Source organism: Pseudomonas sp. GW823-FHT04A03, assembly GCF_058796615.1.
The window spans coordinates 109,478-133,868 of sequence record NZ_JBXAIV010000002.1; the positions used below are offsets into that span (position 1 = coordinate 109,478).

A 24,391-nucleotide genomic window follows, 5' to 3' on the forward strand; every position below is an offset into this window, starting at 1 on the left:
ATGACATTTCTGCGCCCTACCCTGCTGACGCTCGCTTGCCTGCTCGCCTCACCGGGCTTCGCCGACGACCTGCCGTCACTCGGTGACGCCAGCTCTGCCATCGTCTCGCCACAACAGGAATATCAATTGGGTCGCGCCTGGCTGGCATTGCTGCGCAGCCAGGTTTCGCAGCTCAACGATCCACAGCTCAAGGACTACGTCGAGTCCAGCGTCTATAAGCTGGTGGAAACCAGCCAGGTCAATGACCGACGCCTGGAATTCATCCTGATCAACAGTCCGCAGCTCAATGCCTTTGCGGCACCGGGTGGGATTGTCGGGGTCAACGGCGGTCTGTTTCTCAACGCCCAGACCGAGGGCGAATATGCCTCGGTACTGGCTCACGAACTGGCTCACTTGTCCCAGCGCCACTTCGCCCGTGGCGTCGAGGCCTCACAGCGGATGCAGGTGCCGATGATGGCGGCGCTGCTGGCCGGCATCGTGATCGCTGCTGCCGGTGCGGGCGATGCTGGCATCGCGGCGATTGCCGGCACCCAGGCGGCGGCGATCCAGGAGCAACGGCGTTTCTCGCGTCAGAACGAACAGGAAGCCGACCGCATCGGCATCCTCAATCTGGAAAAGGCCGGATACGATCCGCGCTCGATGCCGACCATGTTCGAGCGTTTGATGCGCCAGTATCGTTTCGACGCCAAGCCGCCGGAATTCCTGCTGACTCACCCGGTCACCGAATCGCGTATCGCCGACACCCGCAACCGCGCCGAACAGGCTAAACCCGGTGGCATTGAAGACAGCAAGCGCTATCAACTGATCCGCGCGCGGGTGCAGTTGACCTACGAAGAAACGCCAGGCCTTGGTGCCAAGCGCTTCCGCGCACAACTGGATGAGAACCCGAAAAACGACGTGGCTCGCTACGGACTGGCGATCGCCCAGATCAAGGGTGGCCAGTTGAACGAAGCACGGGAAAACCTCACGCAACTGCTGGCCAAATCGCCGAACGAGATCATCTACAATCTGGCGCAGATCGATCTGGACATCACCAACAACAAGCTGGCCGATGCCCAGTCCCGGGTTGACCGGATGCTCAGTCAGTATCCTGGCAATTACCCGCTGAATCAGGTGCGTGTCGATCTGCTGCTGAAACAGAACCGCACCGCCGATGCAGAGAAGGCACTGGAAGGCTTGTTGAAATCGCGTCCCGACGATCCGGACGTCTGGTATCAGGTTGCAGAAACCCGCGGACTGTCCGGCAACATCATTGGCCTGCATCAGGCGCGTGCCGAGTACTTCGCGCTGGTTGGCGATTACCGTCAGGCGATCCAGCAACTGGACTTCGCCAAGCGCAAGGCCGGCAGCAACTTCCCGCTGTCCTCGCGCATCGATGCCCGCCAGCGCGAGCTGATGGAGCAGGAGCGTATGGTCAAGGACATGATGGGTTAAGCCCGCGCCGAGACAAATTCCGGACACAAAAAAACCGCCTCTTTCGAGGCGGTTTCTTTTACTTCTTCGATAACTGGATTATTCAGCCAGTTTGAAGGTGATGAAGCTGGCACGGCCCTGACGCAGAACGCGCATCGACACCGAACGGTTCTTCGGCAGCGCCTTGGCGATCTCGGCAAACTCCTTCGAAGAACCAATGGCCTGATTGTTCAGGTGGGTGATGATGTCGCCCGGTTGCAAACCGATCAGGGCCGCAGGACCGTCCTGCACTTCCTTGATCACCACACCGCCCTTCAGGTCGTAGGTTTTCTTTTGTTCGGCGCTCAGCTCGGCGACCGAAACACCCAGACGATTACTGTTGGTCTCCGCACCGGATTTCGGCAGGGCATCCAGTTCCTTGTCTTCATCAGGAATCGCGCCAACAGTCAGCTCGACATTCTTGCGCTTGCCGTCACGAATCACTTCCAGATTGGCCTTGGCACCGGCCTTCAACGCACCCACCAGATGTGGCAGGTCAGCGGACATGACGATCGGTTGGCCGTTCATGCTCAGGATCACGTCACCCACTTGCAGGCCGCCCTTGGCAGCCGGGCCGTCATCCTGAATCTGTGCAACCAGCGCACCGGCCGGCTTGTCCAGACCGAACGACTCGGCCAGATCCTTGTTCACTTCCTGGATGACGACGCCCAACCAGCCACGGCTGACTTTCCCGCCGCTTTTCAGCTGATTGGAAACGTCCATCGCCACGTCGATCGGAATGGCGAACGACACGCCCATGAAGCCACCGGACCGGGTGTAGATCTGCGAGTTGATCCCGACCACTTCGCCATTCAGGTTGAACAGCGGACCACCGGAATTACCCGGATTGATCGGCACGTCGGTCTGGATGAATGGCACGTAGTTTTCGTTCGGCAGGCTGCGGCCGACGGCACTGACGATCCCTTGGGTCACGGTGTGGTCAAAGCCGAATGGCGAACCGATTGCAACGACCCACTGACCGGCTTTCAGGTCCTGGGATTTGCCAAGCTTCAGCACTGGCAGATCCTTGCCTTCGATTTTCAGCAGCGCCACGTCGGAACGTGGGTCGGTGCCGATCAGCTTGGCTTTCATTTCACTGCGATCAGCCAGACGGACGAGGATTTCATCGGCATCGGCGATCACGTGGTTGTTGGTCAGGATGTAGCCATCCGGCGAAATGATGAAGCCCGAACCCAACGACTGCGCCTCACGCTGGCGATCACCGCGCGGAGAGCGCTGTTGCGGCGGCATGCCACGTTCGAAGAACTCGCGCAGCATCGGCGGCAAGCCTTCCAGATCAGGCATCTGCTGGTTCACTTTGCGATCCGGCAACTTTTGCGTGGTACTGATGTTCACCACCGCAGGCGAGGCCTGTTCGACCAGTTGGGTGAAGTCCGGCAGGTTGGCCGGACTGGCTGCTTCAGCCGCCTGGACTGCAGGAACAGCCTGACCGAGCACCAGCACAGTGGCGAAAATGGAGAGATAAGACTTCAAGCTTGGTATCGACATACAGCTCCCGTTACGACGAGCAGGGTTAAGCGATATGGAGCAAGGAACACCGGAAACCACAGGCCGGCATTTTTGTTCCGGGAACAACAAACAAGGCCAGAGCCGAGAGGCTCTGACCTATAAAAAATTTTCGGGTGTTTTGCAAATGAAAATGCTCAGCAAACATTTCACGTCTCGACGACGAAGTGGAGAGAGCTGGAATCAGCTCACTGCTTGCTGGTTGCAGCGCCATCATTGCGCATCGACAGGGCAATCCGTTCGGCGGTCCCGATTGGAATCTCGCCAACCACCGTCACCATCATTTCGCCTTGAGGCGTTGTCAGGCGGCGGGAAACAGCAACGGTCGGGCCCAGTTGAGTCCGGGTATCGGTGACGGTTGCGCCGTTCAACGGCTCCAGAAATACAGAGAAGCGGGCAAGACCATCGTCATACATCAGGCTGTTGACCTGGGTCTTGGTTTCCGGATCCTTGTGCGAGGAACTGCTGGTCAGTTCGAAGCCAGGAGGCAACCAGTCGGAACGCCAGACCTGTGCGGTCTTGACCGCAGAAGCCTTGTCGCTGTCGAGAGTGACTGTCTTGCAATCGGAATTGGCTTGCAGGTCTTTATCGGATGGAACTTCAGAGGTATCCAGTCGCGTGAACTGGAAACGCTCCAGCAACTGTCCCTTGTCGTTTAACAAAAGCGACTTGAGCGGCAGGCCCGTTTCCTTGTCCAGATGCAGTTCGAAACCGTAGCGGTGCTGATCACGCGGCGTCAGCGATACGATCACCGCTTCACGCCCGGCCACGCGCGACTTGCCAATGACGGCAAGCTCATACCAGTTCTTCAGCTTTTGAGGATCGAGAGGGCGAGCGGCGGAATTGGGAGAATCCCCCAGCCCCGCAATCAGGGTGCTGCTGACGCATTGAGTATGCCCATCAATGCGCACGACTTCCTGAGCCGAACCGTCGAGCTGAAGCAAACGCTCACGGACCTGGCCATTCTGGACGCGATGCCAGATGTTGTGGGTAGAAAAGCTACCGTTACGCTCGTAAACGAATGTGCCGTGAAAGCTTTGCTGCTGCTCGGCCTGGCCCAGGCGGGTCAACCAGTCCTGAGCCTCGTCGGCATGGGCTGGAACAATGAACCAGCCGCTGAGCAGAAGCGAAAGTAGAGGTATGGCGCGCATGATCCCCCTTAACGGTTTTCCAGGCTTGCTGCACGTGCATATGGCAGCGCACTCTCGGTGCCTTTCAAGGCAGCCTGTTGAGCGTGTTGACGCAGGTAACCTGGCAGACGCTGATCGTGCCAGCCTGGCTGACCTTGCAGTACGCCATTGGCCATTGGGCCAGTAGCTTCCGAACTCTCATTATAGCCTGCCAATACCGCCGGGCCTTTGACCTGAGGAGTGGCCAACACTGGCTGGTTGGATTGCTGAGCGAGTTCGACGCCGGCGATTTCGTCCTGGTTGTACAGACGAACACCCGCCAGAACGGCAACGGTCACCGAAGCAGCTACGGCCAGACGACCGAGGCTGCGCCATGGGCCGCGGGACACTTTGGCAGGGGTCGCTTCGTCTTCCAGCGCAGCAGAAACTGCCGCAGCGAGATCCAGGCGTGGAAGCAACAGATCCTTGTGCATGGCTGCCCGAGCGATCTGGTAACGAGCCCAGGTTTCACGGGTTTCAACATCGTCCAGTGCATTGAGCACTCGACGCAATTCCAGTTCGTCCGCTTCGTTATCCATCACTGCGGACAGCGATTCCTGCAGGGCTTCACGACTCATGGCGTTCCTCTCTTGGCTGTCGCCGCTGTCTTTAGTTTTCCTGCAACAACGGCTGCAGGGCTTTATCGATGGCCTCCCGGGCGCGGAAAATCCGGGAGCGCACGGTACCAACCGGACATTGCATGACGCTCGCGATGTCCTCGTAACTCAGACCATCGAATTCGCGCAAAGTTAACGCCGTGCGCAAATCCTCTGGCAGTTGCTGAATGGTTCGATGGACGGTGCCTTCGATCTCATCCCGCAGCAATGCACGTTCAGGAGACTCGAGATCTTTCAGGCCGTGATCGCCGTCATAGAACTCTGCATCCTCGGAACTTACATCGCTATCCGGCGGCCGACGGCCGCGTGAAACCAGATAGTTCTTCGCCGTGTTAATGGCGATGCGGTACAGCCACGTATAAAACGCACTGTCGCCGCGGAAATTTCCAAGCGCTCGATACGCCTTGATAAAGGCTTCTTGTGCGACGTCCTGGGCTTCATGGGTGTCGTGCACAAAACGCACGATCAACCCGAGAATTTTGTGCTGATACTTCAGCACCAGCAGATCGAAAGCTCGCTTGTCGCCACGCTGAACGCGTTCGACCAGCTGCTGATCCTCTTCCTGGGTTAGCATGAACACTCCTCGATAAACTCGGAGGAGGCTTGCATGACCAAACGACCGGACTTGCAAACATAGACTCGGGCTTTTCGCAAAAGTTCTCCCCCTCCAAGCAAGTTTCCTGCGGGCTCTGATTTGGCACGCACGAAAAACGCAGCGCGGGATGAACCGGCTGCGCGAATAATCTTGTCATCGGCTCGCCGGCAAGAACCCAACCGCAGGTTCCGCATTGAAGCCGACACTGTCCCTTGTTTCGGGCAACTGTCTATTGATCTTGGGCCTCTGGCAAAAGTTCCAAATATTTATAGACGTGCCGCGCCGACATTGTGCAACCGTGAGCGGAAAAAGCGTGTTTCATCTTCGATACAGTCGCTTTTTCCCAAAACCGCTGAAAAAAACATCCGACAAAGCGTCGGTATTTTTCCGTCACGGTAGTTTCACAATGCCATATCGGCCCGGCTATTGTGCCGCCCCACCCCTCTATATACTAGTGGGCTGTGTGGCTGTCTCGACTCGCCCATCCGCCTGTCCTGCGCCAACCCCGACCCGGGTCGCTTTGAGCGGAATCCTGAAATGAGCCAACAGTTTCAACACGATGTTCTGGTGATTGGCAGCGGCGCTGCCGGTTTGAGTCTCGCGCTGACCCTGCCCGGTCACTTGCGCATCGCAGTTCTGAGCAAAGGCGACCTCGCCAACGGCTCGACCTATTGGGCACAAGGTGGCGTCGCGGCCGTGCTGGACGATACCGACACGGTCGAATCCCATGTCGATGACACCCTGAATGCCGGCGGCGGCCTGTGCCATGAAGACGCGGTGCGTTTCACCGTGGAGCACAGCAAGGAAGCGATCCAGTGGCTGATCGACCAGGGCGTGCCCTTCACTCGTGACGAACAGTCCGGTACCGAAGACGGCGGTTTCGAATTCCACCTGACCCGCGAAGGCGGCCACAGCCATCGACGCATCATCCACGCAGCCGATGCCACTGGCGCTGCGATTTTCACGACTCTGCTGGCCCAGGCCAAAGAACGCCCGAACATCGAATTGCTCGAGCAGCGAGTAGCAGTCGATTTGATCACCGAGCGTCGGCTGGGGCTGGAAGGCGAACGCTGCCTGGGCGCCTACGTACTCAACCGCAAAACCGGGGAAGTCGATACCTTCGGCGCACGCTTCGTGATCCTGGCGTCCGGCGGCGCTGCCAAAGTCTATCTATATACAAGCAACCCCGACGGTGCCTGCGGTGATGGCATCGCCATGGCGTGGCGTTCGGGCTGCCGGGTGGCGAACCTGGAGTTCAACCAGTTCCACCCCACCTGCCTCTATCACCCGCAAGCCAAGAGTTTCCTGGTAACCGAAGCCCTGCGCGGCGAAGGCGCCCATTTGAAGCTGCCGAACGGCGAACGCTTCATGCAGCGCTTCGACTCACGTGCAGAACTGGCACCACGGGACATCGTCGCCCGCGCCATCGACCATGAAATGAAGCGTCTGGGCGTCGACTGCGTCTACCTCGACATCAGCCACAAGCCCGAAGCCTTCATCAAATCGCACTTCCCGACCGTCTACGAGCGCTGCCTCGGATTCGGCATCGACATCACCAAACAACCGATCCCGGTCGTACCGGCCGCGCATTACACCTGCGGCGGCGTGATGGTCGATCAACGGGGCCGAACCGACGTGCCCGGCCTGTACGCCATTGGCGAAACCAGCTTCACCGGCCTGCACGGCGCCAACCGCATGGCCAGCAACTCGCTGCTTGAATGCTTCGTCTACGCCCGATCGGCAGCGGCGGACATTCTCGAGCAACTGCCAGACGTCGCCATCCCGCGAGCGCTGCCCGCCTGGGACGCCAGCCAGGTGACCGACTCCGATGAAGACGTGATCATCGCCCACAACTGGGACGAATTGCGGCGATTCATGTGGGACTACGTCGGCATCGTGCGCACCAACAAGCGCCTGCAACGGGCACAACATCGCGTGCGTCTGCTGCTGGATGAAATCGACGAGTTCTACAGCAACTATAAAGTCAGCCGTGACCTGATCGAGTTGCGCAACCTGGCACAAGTGGCGGAACTGATGATCCGCTCGGCCATGGAGCGCAAGGAAAGCCGAGGCCTGCATTACACCCTCGACTACCCGGACCTGCTGCCCGAAGCACTCGACACTATTCTGGTGCCGCCCACCTACGTCGGCTGAACTTGAGGCGTACCCGCAGGCGTCGGTGCAGATCCGCCGCCTGCGAATCCCGGGTTACACAGATCGACCTGACCCGCCGTTCACCACGCAATCTAAAGCGCAGCACCACGATCAGTGGCAGCGCCAGGCTGTCCGGGCGCAATTGCACCGTTTGCCAGCCATCGGCCCGGTTCCACAATTGCCAGCCATCGGCGTCCCGGCGCAATCCGCAAAATGCCTTGGGATGACTCAGCAGGATCTGCCGCGGCGACACCCAGGCAGCATGGACAAGACACGCGAAAGCCCCAAGCAGAAAAACCCAGAATGGAATCGATAACAGAAACAGAGAACCCAGCGCGAATGCCTGGGCCAGCAGATACGCCGCCAGCAACTGCCGTGAGGCATGCCAGCGGCATTCGAACGTTTTACTTGGGCTGGACACGATCCAGGATCATGCGAACCATGCGTTGCAGCTCGGGATCTTCCGATTCGCTGCGCTCCATGAACCAGCCGAACATGTCCTGATCCTCGCACTCGAGCAGGCGGACATACAGCGCGCGATCCACCTCGTTCAGATTGGCGTAGACCTCTTTCACGAACGGCACCAGCAACACGTCGAGTTCCAGCATGCCGCGACGGCTGTGCCAAAAGAGGCGATTCAGTTCAACTTGTTCGACCATGGAGCCCTCCTCAAATAGGCCGCAAGTATACAGGCCCGAAGCGGGCCGAACAGTCGGCTTTGGTCGGGCACCACCGATCCTTTATCAACTACCCATTTCAACACCACCCCCTTATGATGTGCCCCAGTCTATTTACCCTGCGATGACCCATGGCCGATTCTGCTTTTTTCTGCACCCTCTCTCATGAAGGCGTTCTCGCGGTTCGCGGCGCGGATGCCGGCAAATTCCTGCAAGGCCAGCTGACCTGCAACATCAATTACCTGAGTGATACCCAGGCCAGCCTTGGTGCCCGTTGCACGCAGAAAGGCCGGATGCAGTCGAGTTTCCGCATCGTGCTGGAAGGCGACGGCGTGCTGCTGGCGATGGCCGGCGAGCTGCTGGAGCCGCAACTGGCGGACCTGAAAAAGTACGCAGTGTTCTCCAAATCGAAACTGACCGACGAAAGCGCCTCCTGGGTGCGCTTCGGTCTGGATCATGGCGATGCAGCCCTGAGCAGCCTGGGTCTGGAACTGCCGGCAGACACCGACAGCGTGGCCCGCCACGAAGGGCTGATCGCGATTCGCGTATCCCCGAATCGTGCCGAACTCTGGGTGCCCGCCGATCAGGCCGACTCCGTCAAAGGCAAGCTGTCCGCGCAATTGAGCGAAGGCGAACTCAATCAGTGGCTGCTGGGCCAGATCCGCGCCGGTATCGGCCAGGTCATGCCGAGCACCCGCGAGCTGTTCATTCCGCAGATGCTCAATCTGCAGGCTGTCGGCGGCGTGAGTTTCAAGAAAGGCTGCTACACCGGCCAGGAAATCGTCGCGCGCATGCAGTATCTGGGCAAACTCAAGCGTCGCCTGTACCGCGTGCAACTGGACGCCAGCGAATTGCCGGAGCCGGGCACCCCGCTGTTCGCCCCGAGCCACGGCAGTTCCATCGGCGAAGTAGTGCTGGCCGCCCGTGCCGAAAAGAATATTGAACTGCTGGCGGTGTTGCAGGCCGAAGCTGCCGACGCAGGCGATTTGCATCTGGGCACGGCCGAAGGTCCGGCGCTGCACTTGCTCGACCTGCCTTACGAACTGGATCGCGACCGCGAAATCCAGCGTTGATCGCAGCATTTGTTGCAACACCCTAGAGAAACGACATGAGTGAGCTGGCGGATAAGGTCCAACAGGATTTGGTTGAGGCCATCGATAACGATGACCTGGTTCTGCCAACGTTACCGGAAGTGGCCCTGCAGATTCGCAAGGCCGCTGAAGATCCGGATATCAGCGTCAGCGACCTGAGCAAAGTGATCGGCCGCGACACGGCGCTGTCGGCGCGCCTGATCAAAGTGGTCAACAGCCCGCTGCTGCGCGCCACTCAGGAAGTCACCGACCTGCACACCGCCATCACCCGGCTCGGCGTCAATTACAGCAGCAACCTGGCGATAGGTCTGGTGATGGAACAGATCTTCCACGCCCGCTCCGACGTGGTCGAACAGAAGATGCGCGAAGTCTGGCGCAAGAGTCTGGAGATCGCCGGAGTCAGCTACGCCCTGTGCCGCCGTTATACCCAGCTCAAGCCCGATCAGGCCGCGCTCGGTGGACTGGTTCATCAGATCGGCGTGCTGCCGATCCTGACCTATGCCGAAGACCACTACGAATTGCTGTCCGACCCGGTCAGCCTCAACCATGTGATCGATCACATTCACCCGCTGCTCGGCGACAAGCTGCTGCGGGTCTGGGAATTCCCCGAGCGTCTGGTGGAGTTGCCGGGGCTGTATCAGGATCTCAAGCGCGAATCGCAGCAGATCGATTACGTCGACATCGTGCAAGTGGCCAGCCTGTATTGCCACAAGGACACCGATCACCCGATGGCCCGCATCGATCCCTTCAGCGTGCCGGCGTTCCGCAAGCTTGGCATCGACCCGGACAACAAGGCGCTGTGCGCCGATCTGGAAGAATCGCGGTCGATGTTCTACTGATCAACCGGCGACAAAACTCACCCGCACCTTCAAACCCGCCTGCTCGCCATCGTGCAGACTGATCTGCGCCAGATGCGCGCGGCAGATTTCCCCGACAATCGCCAATCCCAGCCCGGAACCGGCCACCTGCTGGTTGCGCCGGTAAAAACGCTCGAACACCCGATCCCGCTCTTCCAGCGGAATGCCCGGCCCATCGTCTTCAACCTCCAGCACCGCCGGCGCCGTGACGCGCAGAATCACATTGCCGCCCGGCGGCGTGTGCGCCAGCGCGTTGTCCACCAGATTGCTCAGCAACTCGTTGAGCAACGTCGGCTCGCCACGCAGCCACACCGGCTCGTCCGCTTCCAGCGCCAACGCGACACCCCGCGCGTGAGCCAGTGGAGCCATGGCCATGCCCAGTTCACGCGCCAACTGACTCAGATCGAGCAACTGCGCACCGCCTTCGGCAATCGCCCGGGCACCGTTTTCCACTCGAGCCAGCGACAGCAACTGATTGGCCAGATGGGTCAGGCGATCCGTGCTTTGCGCTGAAGACTCCAACGTATCGCGCCAGGTCTGCGGCTCGTTTGAGCGCAAGCCCAATTCAAGACGCGCCTTGAGCGCCGCCAGTGGCGTGCGCAATTCGTGGGCCGCATCGGCGATGAATTGCGCCTGCCGCTCGAACTGCCCGCGCAGGCGTTCGGTAAAGTGATTGAGCGCCCGCACCAGCGGCCACAACTCGTGTTGCACCTCGACCAACGGCAAGGGGCGCAGGTCATCGGGTTGACGCTCTTCCACTGCCGTGCGCAAACGTTCGATCGGCCGCAGCGCCGCACTCACCGCAAACCACACCAGCAACAACGCGCCAATCGCCAGCATCCCGAGCCGCAGCAAGGTATCGGCCGCCAGGCTGCGGGCCATGCTGACGCGCGCCTCGTCGGTTTCGGCGACGCGAATTTCCGCCATGCCGTTCATGTTCGGCTCGCTGACCGCTTTGAGCAGGCTGACCACACGCACGTTCTGCCCCTGATATTTCGCGTCGTAAAAGCGCGCGAGGGCGGGATAGCTGTCGGTTCTCGGGGTGCCCGGTGGTGGGCCGGGCAGATTTTCATAGCCGGAAATCAACTTCTGGTTGATGTCGTTAACCTGGTAATAGATGCGACCCGCACTGTCGTAGGCAAAGGTATCGAGCGCCACGTAAGGCACGTCGGCACTGAGGCTGCCATCGCGTTGCGACAGACCGGCAGCAATGGTCCGCGCCGAGGCCAGCAGTGTGCGGTCGTAGGCGGTGTCGGCAGCTTCGCGACCGTTCCAGTACGCGCTCAACCCGCTGGCGAGCATCAACACCACCAGCAGCAGCGCGAGGTTCCACAGCAACCGCCAGCGCAGGCTGCTGGGCTTATGCATCACGGCTTTCCAGCAGATAGCCCAGGCCTCGGAAGGTCACGATGGCCACTGAATGGCCGTCGAGTTTCTTGCGCAGGCGATGCACGTAGATTTCGATGGCGTCGGGGCTGGCCTCTTCGTCGAGACCGAATACCTGCGCAGCCAGTTGTTCCTTGCTCATCACTCGACCCGGACGGGCAATCAAGGCTTCAAGCACCGCTTGCTCGCGGGACGTCAGCGTCAGCAATTCATCGCCAAGAGTGAAGCGTCGGGTGTCGAGATCGTAGGCCAGCACACCGCAACGCTGCTGGCGTTCGCCGCCAAGCACGCTGCGGCGCAACAGGGCCTTGACCCGCGCTTCGAGCTCGGTGAGTTCGAACGGTTTGGCGAGGTAATCGTCGGCCCCAAGATTGAGCCCATGGACCCGATCCTTGACGTCGCTGCGAGCGGTCAGCATCAGCACCGGCAGGTTCTTGCCCCGGGCCCGCAGGCGCGCCAGCACTTCAAAACCGTCCATGCGCGGCAGGCCGACATCGAGGATCGCCACCGCGTATTCCTCGCTGCCCAGAGCCAGGTCAGCGGCCACGCCATCGTGCAAGACGTCCACGGTCAGACCGGTGCTCTTGAGCGCCTGGGCGACGCTTTCGGCCAGCGGCAAATGGTCTTCGACGAGCAGGACACGCATGGATCTCTACCTCATTCAGGGATGGCCGACGCCATTCTTTGCGGCGGAGTTTACAGCCGCAACCGCCACTGTGAAGCCCGAAAACACGCGAAAGAATACTGAAAGGTTAGCGAAAGGTTGGGCCGTTAGAGTCGCTTCACCGAGGGTCCCGACTGCCGACCTTCGCCGTTTTGCTTGTCCTTACACCGTAGCTTCAAAACGTAGCTCTCGAAAAACGCCTCGATGCGTTTTCGCCAATAAGAACAATAACGAGGTACTGCACCATGCTGTCCACACAGCTTCAGGTTGACCCGTTCCATTCTTCCTCTCGAATTTCCCCGTTTTCGCTTGTCAGCGCCATCGTCGGCTGCGCGGCGTTCAACCCGTCCGGGTCTGAGCCTGTTAGCCTGCGCGCGCGAAACCGCCGCACCTGAAACATCCCCAAAAACAACAACTCCCGTGGAGACACTCATGAACCGATCCCTGCGCCGTTTCGCCCTCGCCGCCGGTTGCGTGCTGTTCGCCGGCCAACTGATGGCCGAACCGAAACGTCCGGAATGCATCGCCCCCGCCTCCCCCGGCGGCGGTTTCGACCTGACCTGCAAACTGGCGCAAAGCGCGCTGGTCAACGAAAAACTGCTGACCAAACCGATGCGCGTGACCTACATGCCCGGCGGCGTCGGCGCGGTGGCGTACAACGCCGTTGTGGCGCAGCGTCCGGCCGATGCCGGCACGCTGGTGGCGTGGTCCAGCGGTTCGCTGCTGAACCTGGCGCAAGGCAAGTTCGGCCGGTTCGATGAAACCAATGTGCGCTGGCTGGCGGCGGTCGGCACCAGTTATGGCGCCATCGCGGTGAAAAGCGATTCGCCCTACAAGAACCTCGACGATCTGGTCAAAGCCCTAAAGAAAGATCCGAGCGCTGTGGTGATCGGTTCCGGCGGCACCGTTGGCAGCCAGGACTGGATGCAGACTGCACTGATCGCCAAAGCCGCCGGGATCAACCCGCGCGACCTGCGTTACGTCGCCCTCGAAGGTGGCGGCGAAATCGCCACCGCTCTGCTTGGCGGCCACATCCAGGTCGGCAGTACCGACATCTCCGACTCCATGCCGCACATTCTCAGCGGTGACATGCGCCTGCTGGCCGTGTTTGCCGAGAAACGCCTGGACGAACCGGAAATGAAGGACATCCCGACCGCTCGCGAACAGGGCTACGACATCGTTTGGCCGGTGGTGCGCGGTTTCTACCTCGGGCCAAAAGTCAGCGACGAAGACTACGCCTGGTGGAAAGACTCCTTCGACAAACTGCTGGCCTCGGAAGATTTCGCCAAGCTGCGCGATCAGCGTGAGCTCTTCCCGTTCGCCATGACCGGTCCCGAGCTGGACACCTACGTCAAGAAACAAGTGGCGGACTACAAGGTGCTGGCCAAAGAGTTCGGCCTGATTCAGTGATCGTCTCTGTCTAGCGCTCACGGCCCTGCCTCGCAGGGTCGTGGCCCAGGAGTTCCCCATGCTTATTCAACGCATTTTTGCCTCGGTGCTGTTGCTGGTCTGCGCCAGCCTGGCGCTGATGGCCTGGCCGTATCAGGCGGCTTTTTCCTACGAACCGGTCGGCCCTCGGGCATTCCCCCTGCTGATGCTGGGCCTGATGGGCCTGGCGCTGCTGTACATGGTGTTTCGCCCGGCGCCCATCAAACACAGTGAGGACGAACCGCCGCTGGATCGCGAAACCCTGACCAAGATCTCGATCTGCGTCGCCTTGCTGCTGGTGTTCGCCGGCTTGTTCGAACCGCTGGGCTTCATCCTCAGCAGCATTCTGATCGGCATCCCGATGGCGCGCCTGTATGGCGGGCGCTGGGTGCCCAGCGTCATTGTGACGACGCTGATGGCGATCGGTTTGTACGTGCTGTTCGACCGCGTGATGGACGTACCGCTGCCCCTCGGCCTGCTCGACGTTCTGGAGAACTGATATGGATACTCTCGGTTATTTGGGTCAGGGCTTCGGCGTCGCGCTAAGTCCGTACAACCTGGTCACGGCCCTGACGGGCACGCTGATCGGCACCGTGGTCGGATTGTTGCCGGGCCTGGGCCCGATCAATGGCGTGGCGTTGCTGATCCCGATTGCATTCGCCCTCGGGCTGCCGCCGGAATCGGCACTGATCCTGCTGGCGGCGGTTTATCTGGGTTGCGAATACGGCGGCCGGATCAGCTCGATCCTGCTGAACATTCCGGGCGAAGCGTCCACCGTGATGACCACCCTCGACGGTTACCCGATGGCCCGCAAAGGCCTGGCCGGTGTGGCGCTGTCGTTGTCGGCATGGAGCTCGTTCATCGGCGCCTTCATCGCCACCTGCGGTATGGTGCTGTTCGCGCCGCTGCTGGCGAAATGGGCGATTGCCTTCGGGCCGGCGGAATACTTCGTGTTGATGGTGTTCGCGATTGTCTGCCTGGGCGGCATGGCCGGTGACCGACCGTTGAAAACCTTCATCGCGGCGTTGATCGGCCTGTTCCTGTCCAGCGTCGGCATCGACGCCAACAGCGGTGTTTACCGTTTCACCGGCGACAACATTCACCTGACTGACGGCATTCAGTTCGTGGTGCTGGTGCTGGGCCTGTTCTCGATCAGCGAAATCCTTCTGCTGCTGGAGAAAACCCATCGCGGCCAAGAAGCCGTGAAAGCCACCGGACGGATGATGTTCAACTTCAAGGAAGCAGCGTCGGTGTTCGTGGTGAACATCCGTTGCGGCCTGCTCGGTTTCATCATGGGTGTGTTGCCGGGTGCCGGTGCGACCCTCGCCAGCGCCGTGGCCTACATGACCGAAAAACGCATCGCCGGTGCCAGCGGCAAGTTTGGTCAGGGCGACGCCCGCGGCCTCGCTGCGCCGGAAACCGCCATCGGTGCCTCCGCTTGCGGCGCGCTGGTGCCGATGCTGACCCTCGGCGTTCCGGGTTCGGGCACCACGGCGGTGATGATCGGCGCTCTGTCGCTGTACAACATCACTCCGGGCCCGCTGCTGTTCCAGCAACAGCCGGACATCGTCTGGGGCCTGATCGCCTCGCTGTTCATCGCCAACATCATGCTGGTGATCCTGAACATCCCGATGATCCGCATCTTCACCCGCATCCTCGCCGTGCCGAACTGGGCACTGGTGCCGGTGATCGCGATCATTACCGGGATCGGCGTCTACGCCGTGCACGCGACCACGTTCGACCTGTTCCTGATGGTTGGCATCGGCATCTTCGGCTACATCCTGCGCAAACTGGATTTCCCGCTGTCGCCAGTCCTGCTGGGCTTCATCCTCGGCGGCCTGATGGAGCAGAACCTGCGCCGGGCGCTGTCGATTTCCAACGGTGCGCTGGACATCCTCTGGTCGAGCCCGATCACCTTCGGTGTCTGGGTGCTGACCGCGCTGATGCTGGCGTTCCCGCTGCTGCGCATCTGGCGCCGTCGCTCCGCTGCCCGGAACGCGATTGCCGATGTTTGATCGCTCCTCGTTGAAACAATGGTGGGGAACCCCGCTGGTCGGTCTGCTTGGCGGTTACATCGCCAGCCAGATCGGCTGGCCGTTGCCGTGGATGGTCGGCTCGTTGCTGGCGATCATCCTGGTGCGCTGCCTGACCCCATGGCAATTGGCTGAAATCCCTGGCGGCCGCAAGTGCGGCCAGTGGATCGTCGGGATCGGTATCGGCCTGCACTTCACCCCACTGGTGATGGAGCAGGTGCTCAGCCACTTTGGCCTGATCTTCTTCGGCGCGCTGGTCACCAGCCTCTCGGCGGTGGTCGGCGTGTGGCTGATGCGCCGCACCGGTGAGGATCGCGCCACGGCGTTTTTCTCCAGCATGCCCGGCGGCTCCGGCGAAATGGTCAACCTCGGCGCCCGCAACGGCGCGATGCTCAGCCATGTCGCGGCCGGGCAAAGTCTGCGGGTGTTGGTGGTGGTGTTGTGTGTTCCGGCGGCGTTCAAATATCTGCTGGGTGACGGCACCCCGATTTCACACGCCGGCAGCGTCGATTGGCGCTGGCTGGCGATTCTTTTTCCGGCGGGCGGCCTGCTCGCCTGGCTCTGGCAACGTCTGCGTCAACCCAACCCTTGGCTGTTCGGCCCGCTGCTGGTCAGCGCGGCAGTGAGCATCGGCTGGGATCTGCACATCGGTTTGCCCAACGGTGGCAGTCAGATTGGCCAGTGGCTGATCGGCAGCGGTCTCGGCTGTCACTTCAACCGCCAGTTCTTCCGCCGCGCGCCATCGTTCATGGGACGTACATTGATCGGCACGGCGCTGACCATGTTGATCGCGACACTGGCAGCGTTGGGACTGAGTGCAATGACCCATCTGGATCTGCGATCGCTGACCCTGGGCATGATGCCCGGCGGGATCGCCGAGATGAGCCTGACCGCGGAAACCCTGCAACTGTCGGTGCCGCTGGTGACGGCGATGCAGGTGATGCGGTTGTTGTTCGTGCTGTTTCTGGCGGAACCGTTGTTCAAATACTGGAACCGTAATCCCGAAGCCTGATCCGGTTATTGATAGTTGCTGATCGTTCCCACGCTCTGCGTGGGAATGCAGCCCGGGACGCTCCGCGTCCCAAAGCGGACGCAGAGCGTCCATTGAGGCATTCCCACGGGGACGGTCGACGTGGGAACGAGATTGGCCGCCAGCCCTGAGTATCAGACTACCGACGGCAGGCGCCACTCGATCGGCGCTTCGCCGTTCTGCTCCAGGAACTTGTTGGTGCGACTGAAATGCCCGCAACCGAGGAAGCCGCGATAGGCCGACAGTGGCGACGGGTGCACCGACGTCAGCACAAGATGCTTGGTGGCGTCGATCAGCTTCTGCTTGCTCTGCGCATGAGCACCCCAAAGCATGAACACCAGATGCGGTTGCTGTTGGCTGACCACCTCGATGATCCGGTCCGTGAAAAACTGCCAGCCCTTGTCCTTGTGCGCATTGGCGTTGGCGCGTTCGACGGTCATGGTGGTGTTGAGCATCAACACACCCTGATCGGCCCAGCTCTGCAGATAGCCGTGGTTGGGGATGTCGATGTTCAGGTCGCGTTTCAACTCTTTATAGATGTTGACCAGCGACGGCGGCGCCGGCACGCCCGGTTGCACCGAGAAGCACAAGCCATGAGCCTGGCCCGGGCCGTGGTACGGGTCCTGGCCGAGGATGACCACTTTTACCTTGTCCAGCGGCGTCGAGTTCAGCGCGTTGAAGATCATCGGGCCCGGCGGATAGATTTCCTTGCCGGCCGCCCGCTCCTGCTGCAGAAAAGTGCGCAACTCTGCCATGTAGGGCTGGTCGAATTCGGCACGCAGTGCCTCCTTCCAGCTCGGTTCGAGTTTGATACGGTCGTCAGCAGTCATGGTCATACCCGGCAAAAACAATGGGGCGAACCCTAGGAAAGCCGACCACGCTTGTCAATTGATCTGACGCAGATCCGGCACTTTCCCACACAGCGATCATACTGATCGTTCAAATTCCCGATCGAGGTCACGATGAATCTGCACTTCGAAGAACTCACCGGCACCGACGGCGCGCGCATCGGCGTAGCCACGCTGGATGCCGAAAAGTCGCTCAATGCGCTGTCCCTGCCGATGATCCACGCCCTGAGCGACAAACTGAACGCCTGGGCCAAGGATCCGCAAATCGTCTGCGTGCTGCTGCGCGGCAACGGCGCCAAGGCCTTCTGCGCCGGCGGCGAAGTGCGCAGCCTGGTGGAAGCCTGTCGCGCCCATCCCGGCGAAGTGCCGCCGCTGGCCGCACAGTTTTTCAACGCTGAATACCGTCTGGATTACAGCCTGCACACCTACCCGAAACCGTTGATCTGCTGGGGCCATGGTTATGTGCTCGGCGGCGGCATGGGCCTGTTGCAAGGCGCGAGCATCCGGATCGTCACGCCGAGCAGTCGATTGGCAATGCCGGAGATCAGTATCGGCCTATACCCGGATGTCGGCGCCAGTTGGTTTCTGTCGCGATTGCCGGGCAAGCTCGGTTTGTTCCTTGGTTTGACCGGCGCGCACATGAACGGTCGCGATGCGATCGATCTGGACCTGGCCGACCGTTTCCTGCTCGACGAACAGCAGCAGGAACTGATCGACGGCTTGTTGCAGTTGAACTGGCAGGAACAGACCGCCATGCAACTCAACAGCCTGCTCAAGGCGTTGCAGCAGGAAGCCGTGGCGCAGATGCCCGAGGCGCAATGGCTGCCGCGTCGGCAGCAAATCGATGAATGGCTGGATGTCAGCGACGTGACCTGCGCCTGGAAAGCCATCAGCCTGCAGCGGGACAGCAGCGATCTGTTGATTGCCCGTGCGGCGAAAACCATGAGTGAAGGCTCGCCACTGACCGCGCATCTGGTCTGGGAACAGATCATTCGTGCCCGCCACTTGTCGCTGGCCGAAGTCTTTCAGATGGAATACACCCTGAGCCTCAATTGCTGCCGGCATCCGGAGTTCAGCGAAGGGGTTCGGGCGCGGCTGATCGACAAGGATCACAAACCGCACTGGCACTGGCCGGACATCGCCCGGGTGCCGGACGCGGTGGTCGAGGCGCACTTTCACAAGGTCTGGGAGGGGCGACATCCGTTGGCGGATCTGTCGCAATACTAAAACTGATCATTGCCCGCGATGGCACTCTCTTGAGCTCTGTCGCGGGAAGTTTGAGCCAGTTGCGAAACTATCTGCGATCAAACATTCAACTCGTAAAACTCGATTATTTCCTTCATTGCCCGCAACGCCTCTTCATCATTTCTCGGCAAGATATCCTCTACATCCCGTAAGGGAGGTAGAGGGTGCAAAAGCTCAGCGAGCTGGTTCGCCGTGTAATTTTTAACAGCGCCCTCTTCTCCTTGAACACTGATGAAGCTGATAGCGGCATCGCCTCCTGAAAAGTGTTTAGAGACACGAATCTTTGGAGACATGCCATAGCTGACTACGATGACGAGATCATCCCGTTCACGGTGGAACTTGAGTTGATCAATCGACAGCCCAACCTCAGAAAAGTCTATACCGTCAGTTCCGCCACCGGCATTGACTACCAGGTCTCGCCCAAGCCCATCATATTTATAAACATCATTGCCCCCGCCACCGGACAAAGTGTCATTGCCCGGCCCGCCGTAAAGCACGTCATCGCCTGAGCCACCGCACAGCAGATCATCTCCTTGCATCCCTCTTATTTCACCAGTGCCACTGAGGGTGTCATTACCGCGACCGCCCACGAGCGGTAGAAAATGGTTCTCTCGAAAGGACTTAACCTGAGTAGCGTACGGAACAGTGACGCCGTGATGATAAATATCGGGGGCATTGCCTAATCGGCTAACGAGGTCTTTAAAACTTATGCTCGATCCGTCAGAAAACCTCACTCGTTCAATTCCGGAACCGCCGATGTCATTCGGATTGGGCAAAACGATTCGTACTTTTTGAGTTCCGCCCCATTCGATATCGAGTGTGGTGTACAGCATCTGGGCTCGAGGCGGTTGACGATGAGCGCCACGCAGTGGGGCCGGTGAGAGTTCAATATTTACCGTCTCAACCAACACAGCGCCCCAGGTTAGCTTCAACTTATCTGGTTTCGCCTCTTCCGGAAGAACGACGGTATCAACATCAAGCCCCGCAAACTCTTCATGCCACCCAGAGACTCCAACCTCGGGACGCAAAAAAACAGGGTTAAGCACGTCGGCAATAATGGTGGTTGCGCCATCATGCGCTTCAACTATGTAAGTGTCGGGACCGTTTTCGCCGTAAAGCCAATCTTCTCCCGGCCCACTGATCAAATAATCGGCTCCCGCAGAGCCCAGCAGCGTGTCGTTGCCTGCGCCAGCCGATAAAAATGCACCCGGGATCCTGTCGTTCACTCCGCCGTACTCAAGCACTGAATCAGCATAGGTAACCACCAAGTCATCTCCTGCACCGCCATGGAAGAGATTTCCCACTTCGAGATTTACCCTGCCGCCAGCGTCATTACCATGAACAACTTTATGTTTGATCGTTTGGGTAGTAGAACTCCAGCGAAACGCTTTACGAACAGTTTCATGATTTTCAAAACTGCCAGCGGGGTACACGTACCACCCCAGAATAGCGCCCGAGTGGTCTATATCTTCGACTACAGCATCACCCACGTTGAACGAGAACCCCGAATAACTGGAGCCAGACGGGTAATATTTTGGCTTTTGTTTCGGTAATTGCGCAGTTTCAGCTTTTACAAACTTGAACGTGGTTTTCGTTGCAGAAATTGACTGCCTTTCACTCACCACGACGTCTGCGGCAATCGCCCCCATCCACTCAGGTGTATTGGAAAAGACTCCGGCTTCAACGTCCTCATGGATCAGTTCGGCGCTGATGGCATAGCCACTTTTGTCGGTAGCAATATGACTTCTAACCCAAACACCCTGATCGTTCAGTGCAAATCCTGATGCCTGCCGGGCCGCTGAGCGCTTTGCTTTCAGTTCCGAAAGGAAAAGGCTATCCCACCGGGTGTGACGACCCGTTTCACTGCCTTCCCTCTCAGTAGAAGCGGCTAAGTCATCGGGCTGTGTCTGGACGACTGCTTCGCTCTCACTCTCAATGTCCTGCTTTTTTTCGGGATCGGGTACCGCAGCAAATGTCGCAGACGGATCCGTTACATCTACCGGTTGCACCGTTAATTTGATTACATCCTGGAAATTCAGGATCACGCCGTCGCTGAACCTGAATGTCGAACCTGCCCACTTTTCATGGTGAAGAATCAGAAGCGCGTCACCAATACCATTCGACAGCCGCAACGCCGTGCCCACATCAAGATTGACGATCTTGGCCTGCAAGTTCTCCGCAGAAAACCCATCACCAAAACTTACGACATTGTTGCCACCTGTATCGGTAACAACATCCAGTCCATCGCCCACTCCGAAGTAGAAAACATCGTTGCCCTGCATCCCTTCCAGATAATCGTTGCCGGCGCCACCCTCAAACACGTTATCGCCAGGGCCGCCGCGCAAATAATCGACTCCCTCCCCGCCAACCAGCGTGTCGTTTCCACCACTGCCCAGCAAAGTGTCGTTGCCTGAGCCGCCGTCAAGATAATCGGCGCCATGTTCTGCTTCGGATGTTTGCTCGTAGTCACCCACCAAAAAGTCATCATCGGCACCGCCCCAAAGCGTATCGGCGCCCAAACCTCCCCAGAGCGTATCGTTTCCTGAATTACCTTGAATGTGGTCATCGTTGGTTCCGCCCGCTTTCAAGTTGGGCTCATCGCCATCCAGAGCGTCGGCGCCTGATCCGCCTATCAGTGTGTCGGAGCCACCCAATCCACGGAGTGTGTCGTCTCCCGCACCGCCATCGAGATAATCATCACAGTGGTAACGAATCGGGTGTTCATGGTAATCACCGACCAATTCGTCATTCCCACCACCACCGAAAAGCGAATCACCGGCACCGCCGCCCCAAAGGGTGTCATTTCCCTCGCCGCCATCCAGAAAATCACTTCCGAAAAAGTCTGCGGCATCACCCGAAACGCCTCGCAGCACCTCGTCATCACCTTTCAGCACATCATTGCCGCTGCCTCCGTACAACACGTCGCTACCACCGTTTCCGGCAAGGAAGTCATCGCCACTGCCACCCGCCAACAAATCGTTGCCATGATGGCGACTGTCGAGACCGCCACCCCAATCCAGGTTGTCTCCCGATAATGTGTCATCGCCACTCCCGCCAGCCAGCGTGTCATTACCCTCTTCGCCGTACAGTGTGTCGTCGTCACTTCCGCCATCGAGCAGGTCACCTCCCCTGCCGCCATTGATAAAATCCCGGCCACCCTGCCCATAGAGGATGTCGTCACCGCCCTCGGTGGGACTATTCAATGAAAATTTGTCAAAGACGCTACGCATGCTGATGACGCCATCACTGAGTGGAACGTCGATGCGCTTGACTGTCCAATTTTGTTCATGTGCTCCGGTTGTTTGATCACCGGACAAATTGTCATCACCTGCTCCCCCAATCAGCGTGTCTCGACCGTTGCCGCCGAGCAGCACGTCTCGCGAGGCAGTGCCGACAAGCAGGTCATCACCCTGCCCACCATCCAGCCAGTCGCCACGGCTGGCCTTTCCCTTTGTTGCATCGGTAAAGGCATTTTCCAGCGTCGACTGCTTGTCACCGAATAAACGGTCATTGCCGTCCTTGCCGAACAGTCGATCAGACCCGCCAAGACCAACGATGAGGTCATCTTTCGGTGATCCGTAAAGCAGGTCGGCTTTGTTCCTCTGTTTAACATTGGGCAAAAGCAAGGCGTTGCCCAACTCATCGTAAGAAGGCTGATCTCCGCGAACATTGGGGTCGTTATCTTTAATTTTCCAGTCGCCTTGAAGGACCAGATCGGGAGCGGGGAACGCCTGGTCCTGGTAATCAGGAAGATCAATGCCGAGCATCCCCGGCTTGAAGTTCTTCACGACGATGAGATCACTCAGTCCGTATTTAATGTTCAGCGTGTTTTCAGCCTGATCTTCAATGAGCGTCAAGCTGATGGCTCGATCTTTCGTAAGCCAGATATTGCTGAGCGGAGCACTGCGTTCGAGAGGTGGGATCGGAAGTCCATTTATCAGCAACACGCCATCAATGTCCGCCTCGAAAATCTCGTCGACTCCATCTCCGCTGGAGAACTCATACCGATCGTTACCCGGCCCACCAGTCAGCGAGTCGTTACCCTTGCCACCCACCAACACATCATCACCGGCCATACCGTACAACGCATCATTGCCATCGCCTCCCGTTAAAGAGTCATTGCCACGAGCCCCCTGGATAAAGTCGTTACCAGACAGTCCGCTCATGGAATCGTTGCCGCCACCGCCGTAAAGATGATCGGTATTTGCCCCGCCACCAAATGATCGTCCGCCGTCATCACCAAACATGACCAGAGGGTTCAAGACACCTGTATTCATCGGGGCCTGTTTGCCCGAAGCCAGATCCGAATAGGAAAATGTCTGGACAGTATTTCGACCGAACGATCCATTGGTTCGGGCAATCAGCCGGGCCAGCATCTCAGAGCGATCGGCAAGCCACTGTTCAGTGATGAAGCCCTCTCCCGTTTCGGGGTCGTAAAGCTCCAGTTCGCGTCCGGAAAAACCGTCGGCTCGCTCAATCACGATTTCGCTTAGTTGCTTGAGGGAATTGCGTAACGCGGCGCCGATTTGCGTTGCCTGACTGGCCAACGTTGCCCAGTCCCTGGCACTGCCATACTCGCCAATGGTTCTGGTAACGATGCTTTGCGATTGAGCCGGAGAAAGTGCGGAGAAAAATGTGTATGCGTTGGCGGCGAAGGTTTCATCGGTGGTAGGCGTGGCGGCCGAGTTCCCGTCGTAGGTTCGCCTGAGCATGTCAAAGAAGTCATTCAGGTTATATCGCAATATCAGGCTGACAATGGGTGAGATGGGAGTACCTTTCACCACATGCTGAATCAGTGGATTGATGCTGCCACTGGCGAGAGCGATGTTTATCTGTTCGGGCAGGACTGAAAACAGGCTTTCAACCATATTCGACCCGAAGTTTTTAATCACTGCCTGCAATGCAACACTGTATGAGTCCACGGCAAACAGAATATTCTTTAGGTCATCGAGCCTGTTTAACTTGGCAAGATGATGATTCCCTTTTATATGGGAATTCGGATCACCGGCGGAGATCAACCTCCAAGTTTCATATGGCTTTTCTCCACCCAGCAGACTGAAGCCGATTGCTCCAGACCATCCCGCATTACGACTGGTAGCTGTATCAATTTCATTAACATCTTCACGAAATAATACTTTACCAATAGCGCTCGCATCGATTGCTGCAATTTGACTAATGGAGGGTACGGCCCATGGAGCCAACTCATGTTCAACGGAGCCTTTTATCAGCGTATTCATGAAATTGACAGCCACCTGATTAGATGACTCTTGCATCTTGAAATCGCTAAATTTTTTATTTAGCCTCAACTCCCCCTGCCGCAAAGTGTAGGCTCGGATCAACGCAGAGTAAGCGCCCACCCCGCCATTTGCATCAATTGCTACATCGAGCCAAAGTTTGGCATCCTTAAAAATGCCCATTACATTCTCGTCGAACGCAGAACCGTCTAAAAATTTTTCCCCAAAAACATTCGATAATGTGCGATAAAGTACGGCGCAGTTTCGCCCCTCTACCGCCACAGCACGATACTCTTGCCGCTCGATATTGAATTCCATCCCATCACAAACATTTGCAGCTTGTAAAATTACCGACTTTTCCAAATCACTGAATACATAGCTCAT

The 24,391-nt window shown here is 58.7% G+C and carries 19 protein-coding genes; 9 read left to right on the forward strand and 10 right to left on the reverse strand.

Annotation, left to right across the window (positions count from 1 at the left end; all coding sequences use genetic code 11):
- Positions 1 to 1,434, forward strand: coding sequence for a M48 family metalloprotease (locus AC1Q9F_RS06385; protein WP_339485348.1), 1,434 nt, complete (start codon positions 1 to 3; stop codon positions 1,432 to 1,434).
- Positions 1,435 to 1,512: 78 nt separating this feature from the next.
- Here AC1Q9F_RS06385 and AC1Q9F_RS06390 read toward each other — a convergent pair whose 3' ends face one another.
- The 4 genes from AC1Q9F_RS06390 to rpoE form a co-directional block, all read right to left on the reverse strand.
- Entirely contained in the window at positions 1,513 to 2,961 is a 1,449-nt protein-coding gene (locus AC1Q9F_RS06390) for a DegQ family serine endoprotease (protein WP_085747221.1), read from the reverse strand.
- 206 nt (positions 2,962 to 3,167) lie between these two features.
- Positions 3,168 to 4,130, reverse strand: a complete 963-nt coding sequence (locus tag AC1Q9F_RS06395) for a MucB/RseB C-terminal domain-containing protein (protein WP_492619738.1) — start codon at positions 4,128 to 4,130, stop codon at positions 3,168 to 3,170.
- An 8-nt stretch (positions 4,131 to 4,138) separates the two neighbouring features.
- A complete protein-coding gene (locus AC1Q9F_RS06400) occupies positions 4,139 to 4,726 on the reverse strand; it encodes a sigma-E factor negative regulatory protein (RefSeq protein ID WP_011332903.1) in 588 nt (195 codons plus the stop codon).
- 31 nt (positions 4,727 to 4,757) lie between these two features.
- A complete protein-coding gene (rpoE, locus tag AC1Q9F_RS06405; RefSeq protein WP_003172477.1) occupies positions 4,758 to 5,339 on the reverse strand; it encodes an RNA polymerase sigma factor RpoE/AlgU in 582 nt (193 codons plus the stop codon).
- Between the two features lie 558 nt (positions 5,340 to 5,897).
- On the opposite strand from rpoE, the gene nadB reads away from it, so the two are divergent.
- A complete protein-coding gene (gene nadB, locus AC1Q9F_RS06410; RefSeq protein WP_492619737.1) occupies positions 5,898 to 7,514 on the forward strand; it encodes an L-aspartate oxidase in 1,617 nt (538 codons plus the stop codon).
- Here nadB and AC1Q9F_RS06415 read toward each other — a convergent pair.
- Positions 7,483 to 7,935 (reverse strand): protein YgfX, encoded by a 453-nt coding sequence (locus tag AC1Q9F_RS06415; protein ID WP_492619736.1) that lies wholly within the window; start codon positions 7,933 to 7,935, stop codon positions 7,483 to 7,485. The two genes, nadB and AC1Q9F_RS06415, sit on opposite strands and share 32 nt — an antisense overlap.
- Positions 7,919 to 8,173: an FAD assembly factor SdhE gene (locus AC1Q9F_RS06420; RefSeq protein WP_007957989.1), complete on the reverse strand. Its 255-nt coding sequence runs from the start codon at positions 8,171 to 8,173 to the stop codon at positions 7,919 to 7,921. The genes AC1Q9F_RS06415 and AC1Q9F_RS06420 overlap by 17 nt, the downstream gene beginning before the upstream one ends.
- 149 nt (positions 8,174 to 8,322) lie before the next feature.
- Between AC1Q9F_RS06420 and ygfZ the strand changes: the two genes are divergently transcribed.
- Both ygfZ and AC1Q9F_RS06430 read left to right on the forward strand, forming a co-directional pair.
- Positions 8,323 to 9,264: a CAF17-like 4Fe-4S cluster assembly/insertion protein YgfZ gene (ygfZ, locus tag AC1Q9F_RS06425; protein ID WP_492619735.1), complete on the forward strand. Its 942-nt coding sequence runs from the start codon at positions 8,323 to 8,325 to the stop codon at positions 9,262 to 9,264.
- A 35-nt stretch (positions 9,265 to 9,299) separates the two neighbouring features.
- Positions 9,300 to 10,121 carry an HDOD domain-containing protein gene (locus AC1Q9F_RS06430; RefSeq protein ID WP_007957984.1) on the forward strand — a complete coding sequence of 274 codons (822 nt, stop codon included), beginning with the start codon at positions 9,300 to 9,302 and terminating at the stop codon, positions 10,119 to 10,121.
- Here the strand turns inward: AC1Q9F_RS06430 and AC1Q9F_RS06435 are convergent, their stop codons facing one another.
- Complete coding sequence (locus AC1Q9F_RS06435) at positions 10,122 to 11,507, reverse strand: sensor histidine kinase (protein ID WP_011332897.1); 1,386 nt, start codon at positions 11,505 to 11,507, stop codon at positions 10,122 to 10,124.
- The gene (locus AC1Q9F_RS06440) at positions 11,500 to 12,171 is read right to left on the reverse strand and encodes a response regulator (RefSeq protein ID WP_007957980.1); all 672 of its coding nucleotides are present in this window, start codon (positions 12,169 to 12,171) and stop codon (positions 11,500 to 11,502) included. Before AC1Q9F_RS06440 ends, AC1Q9F_RS06435 begins: the two co-directional genes overlap by 8 nt.
- Positions 12,172 to 12,621: 450 nt before the next feature.
- Here AC1Q9F_RS06440 and AC1Q9F_RS06445 point away from each other — a divergent pair, with 450 nt between their 5' ends.
- From AC1Q9F_RS06445 to AC1Q9F_RS06460, 4 genes are read left to right on the forward strand one after another with little or no spacing between them, the layout of a single operon-like run.
- Positions 12,622 to 13,599 carry a Bug family tripartite tricarboxylate transporter substrate binding protein gene (locus AC1Q9F_RS06445; RefSeq protein WP_492619734.1) on the forward strand — a complete coding sequence of 326 codons (978 nt, stop codon included), beginning with the start codon at positions 12,622 to 12,624 and terminating at the stop codon, positions 13,597 to 13,599.
- Positions 13,600 to 13,657: 58 nt separating this feature from the next.
- Positions 13,658 to 14,116, forward strand: coding sequence for a tripartite tricarboxylate transporter TctB family protein (locus AC1Q9F_RS06450; protein WP_007957976.1), 459 nt, complete (start codon positions 13,658 to 13,660; stop codon positions 14,114 to 14,116).
- A 1-nt stretch (position 14,117) separates the two neighbouring features.
- Positions 14,118 to 15,632 (forward strand): tripartite tricarboxylate transporter permease, encoded by a 1,515-nt coding sequence (locus AC1Q9F_RS06455; RefSeq protein ID WP_007957974.1) that lies wholly within the window; start codon positions 14,118 to 14,120, stop codon positions 15,630 to 15,632.
- Positions 15,625 to 16,662, forward strand: a complete 1,038-nt coding sequence (locus tag AC1Q9F_RS06460; RefSeq protein WP_273896532.1) for an AbrB family transcriptional regulator — start codon at positions 15,625 to 15,627, stop codon at positions 16,660 to 16,662. Before AC1Q9F_RS06455 ends, AC1Q9F_RS06460 begins: the two co-directional genes overlap by 8 nt.
- A 152-nt stretch (positions 16,663 to 16,814) precedes the next feature.
- Here the strand turns inward: AC1Q9F_RS06460 and ung are convergent, their stop codons facing one another.
- The gene (ung, locus tag AC1Q9F_RS06465; protein WP_085605867.1) at positions 16,815 to 17,510 is read right to left on the reverse strand and encodes a uracil-DNA glycosylase; all 696 of its coding nucleotides are present in this window, start codon (positions 17,508 to 17,510) and stop codon (positions 16,815 to 16,817) included.
- Positions 17,511 to 17,642: 132 nt separating this feature from the next.
- Here ung and dspII point away from each other — a divergent pair, with 132 nt between their 5' ends.
- Positions 17,643 to 18,755, forward strand: a complete 1,113-nt coding sequence (gene dspII, locus AC1Q9F_RS06470; protein ID WP_492619733.1) for an enoyl-CoA hydratase/isomerase DspII — start codon at positions 17,643 to 17,645, stop codon at positions 18,753 to 18,755.
- Between the two features lie 77 nt (positions 18,756 to 18,832).
- On the opposite strand, the gene AC1Q9F_RS06475 is transcribed toward dspII, so the two are convergent.
- Positions 18,833 to 24,391, reverse strand: a complete 5,559-nt coding sequence (locus AC1Q9F_RS06475; RefSeq protein WP_492619732.1) for a calcium-binding protein — start codon at positions 24,389 to 24,391, stop codon at positions 18,833 to 18,835.

Excerpts from the sequence above, each read along its gene's own strand:
- AC1Q9F_RS06385 (WP_339485348.1), top strand. The coding sequence starts at position 1 with ATGACATTTCTGCGCCCTACCCTGCTGACGCTCGCTTGCCTGCTCGCC.
- AC1Q9F_RS06390 (WP_085747221.1), bottom strand. The coding sequence starts at position 2,961 with ATGTCGATACCAAGCTTGAAGTCTTATCTCTCCATTTTCGCCACTGTG.
- AC1Q9F_RS06395 (WP_492619738.1), bottom strand. The coding sequence starts at position 4,130 with ATGCGCGCCATACCTCTACTTTCGCTTCTGCTCAGCGGCTGGTTCATT.
- AC1Q9F_RS06400 (WP_011332903.1), bottom strand. The coding sequence starts at position 4,726 with ATGAGTCGTGAAGCCCTGCAGGAATCGCTGTCCGCAGTGATGGATAAC.
- rpoE (WP_003172477.1), bottom strand. The coding sequence starts at position 5,339 with ATGCTAACCCAGGAAGAGGATCAGCAGCTGGTCGAACGCGTTCAGCGT.
- nadB (WP_492619737.1), top strand. The coding sequence starts at position 5,898 with ATGAGCCAACAGTTTCAACACGATGTTCTGGTGATTGGCAGCGGCGCT.
- AC1Q9F_RS06420 (WP_007957989.1), bottom strand. The coding sequence starts at position 8,173 with ATGGTCGAACAAGTTGAACTGAATCGCCTCTTTTGGCACAGCCGTCGC.
- ygfZ (WP_492619735.1), top strand. The coding sequence starts at position 8,323 with ATGGCCGATTCTGCTTTTTTCTGCACCCTCTCTCATGAAGGCGTTCTC.
- AC1Q9F_RS06430 (WP_007957984.1), top strand. The coding sequence starts at position 9,300 with ATGAGTGAGCTGGCGGATAAGGTCCAACAGGATTTGGTTGAGGCCATC.
- AC1Q9F_RS06435 (WP_011332897.1), bottom strand. The coding sequence starts at position 11,507 with ATGCATAAGCCCAGCAGCCTGCGCTGGCGGTTGCTGTGGAACCTCGCG.
- AC1Q9F_RS06440 (WP_007957980.1), bottom strand. The coding sequence starts at position 12,171 with ATGCGTGTCCTGCTCGTCGAAGACCATTTGCCGCTGGCCGAAAGCGTC.
- AC1Q9F_RS06445 (WP_492619734.1), top strand. The coding sequence starts at position 12,622 with ATGAACCGATCCCTGCGCCGTTTCGCCCTCGCCGCCGGTTGCGTGCTG.
- AC1Q9F_RS06450 (WP_007957976.1), top strand. The coding sequence starts at position 13,658 with ATGCTTATTCAACGCATTTTTGCCTCGGTGCTGTTGCTGGTCTGCGCC.
- AC1Q9F_RS06455 (WP_007957974.1), top strand. The coding sequence starts at position 14,118 with ATGGATACTCTCGGTTATTTGGGTCAGGGCTTCGGCGTCGCGCTAAGT.
- AC1Q9F_RS06460 (WP_273896532.1), top strand. The coding sequence starts at position 15,625 with ATGTTTGATCGCTCCTCGTTGAAACAATGGTGGGGAACCCCGCTGGTC.
- ung (WP_085605867.1), bottom strand. The coding sequence starts at position 17,510 with ATGACTGCTGACGACCGTATCAAACTCGAACCGAGCTGGAAGGAGGCA.
- dspII (WP_492619733.1), top strand. The coding sequence starts at position 17,643 with ATGAATCTGCACTTCGAAGAACTCACCGGCACCGACGGCGCGCGCATC.
- AC1Q9F_RS06475 (WP_492619732.1), bottom strand. The coding sequence starts at position 24,391 with ATGAGCTATGTATTCAGTGATTTGGAAAAGTCGGTAATTTTACAAGCT.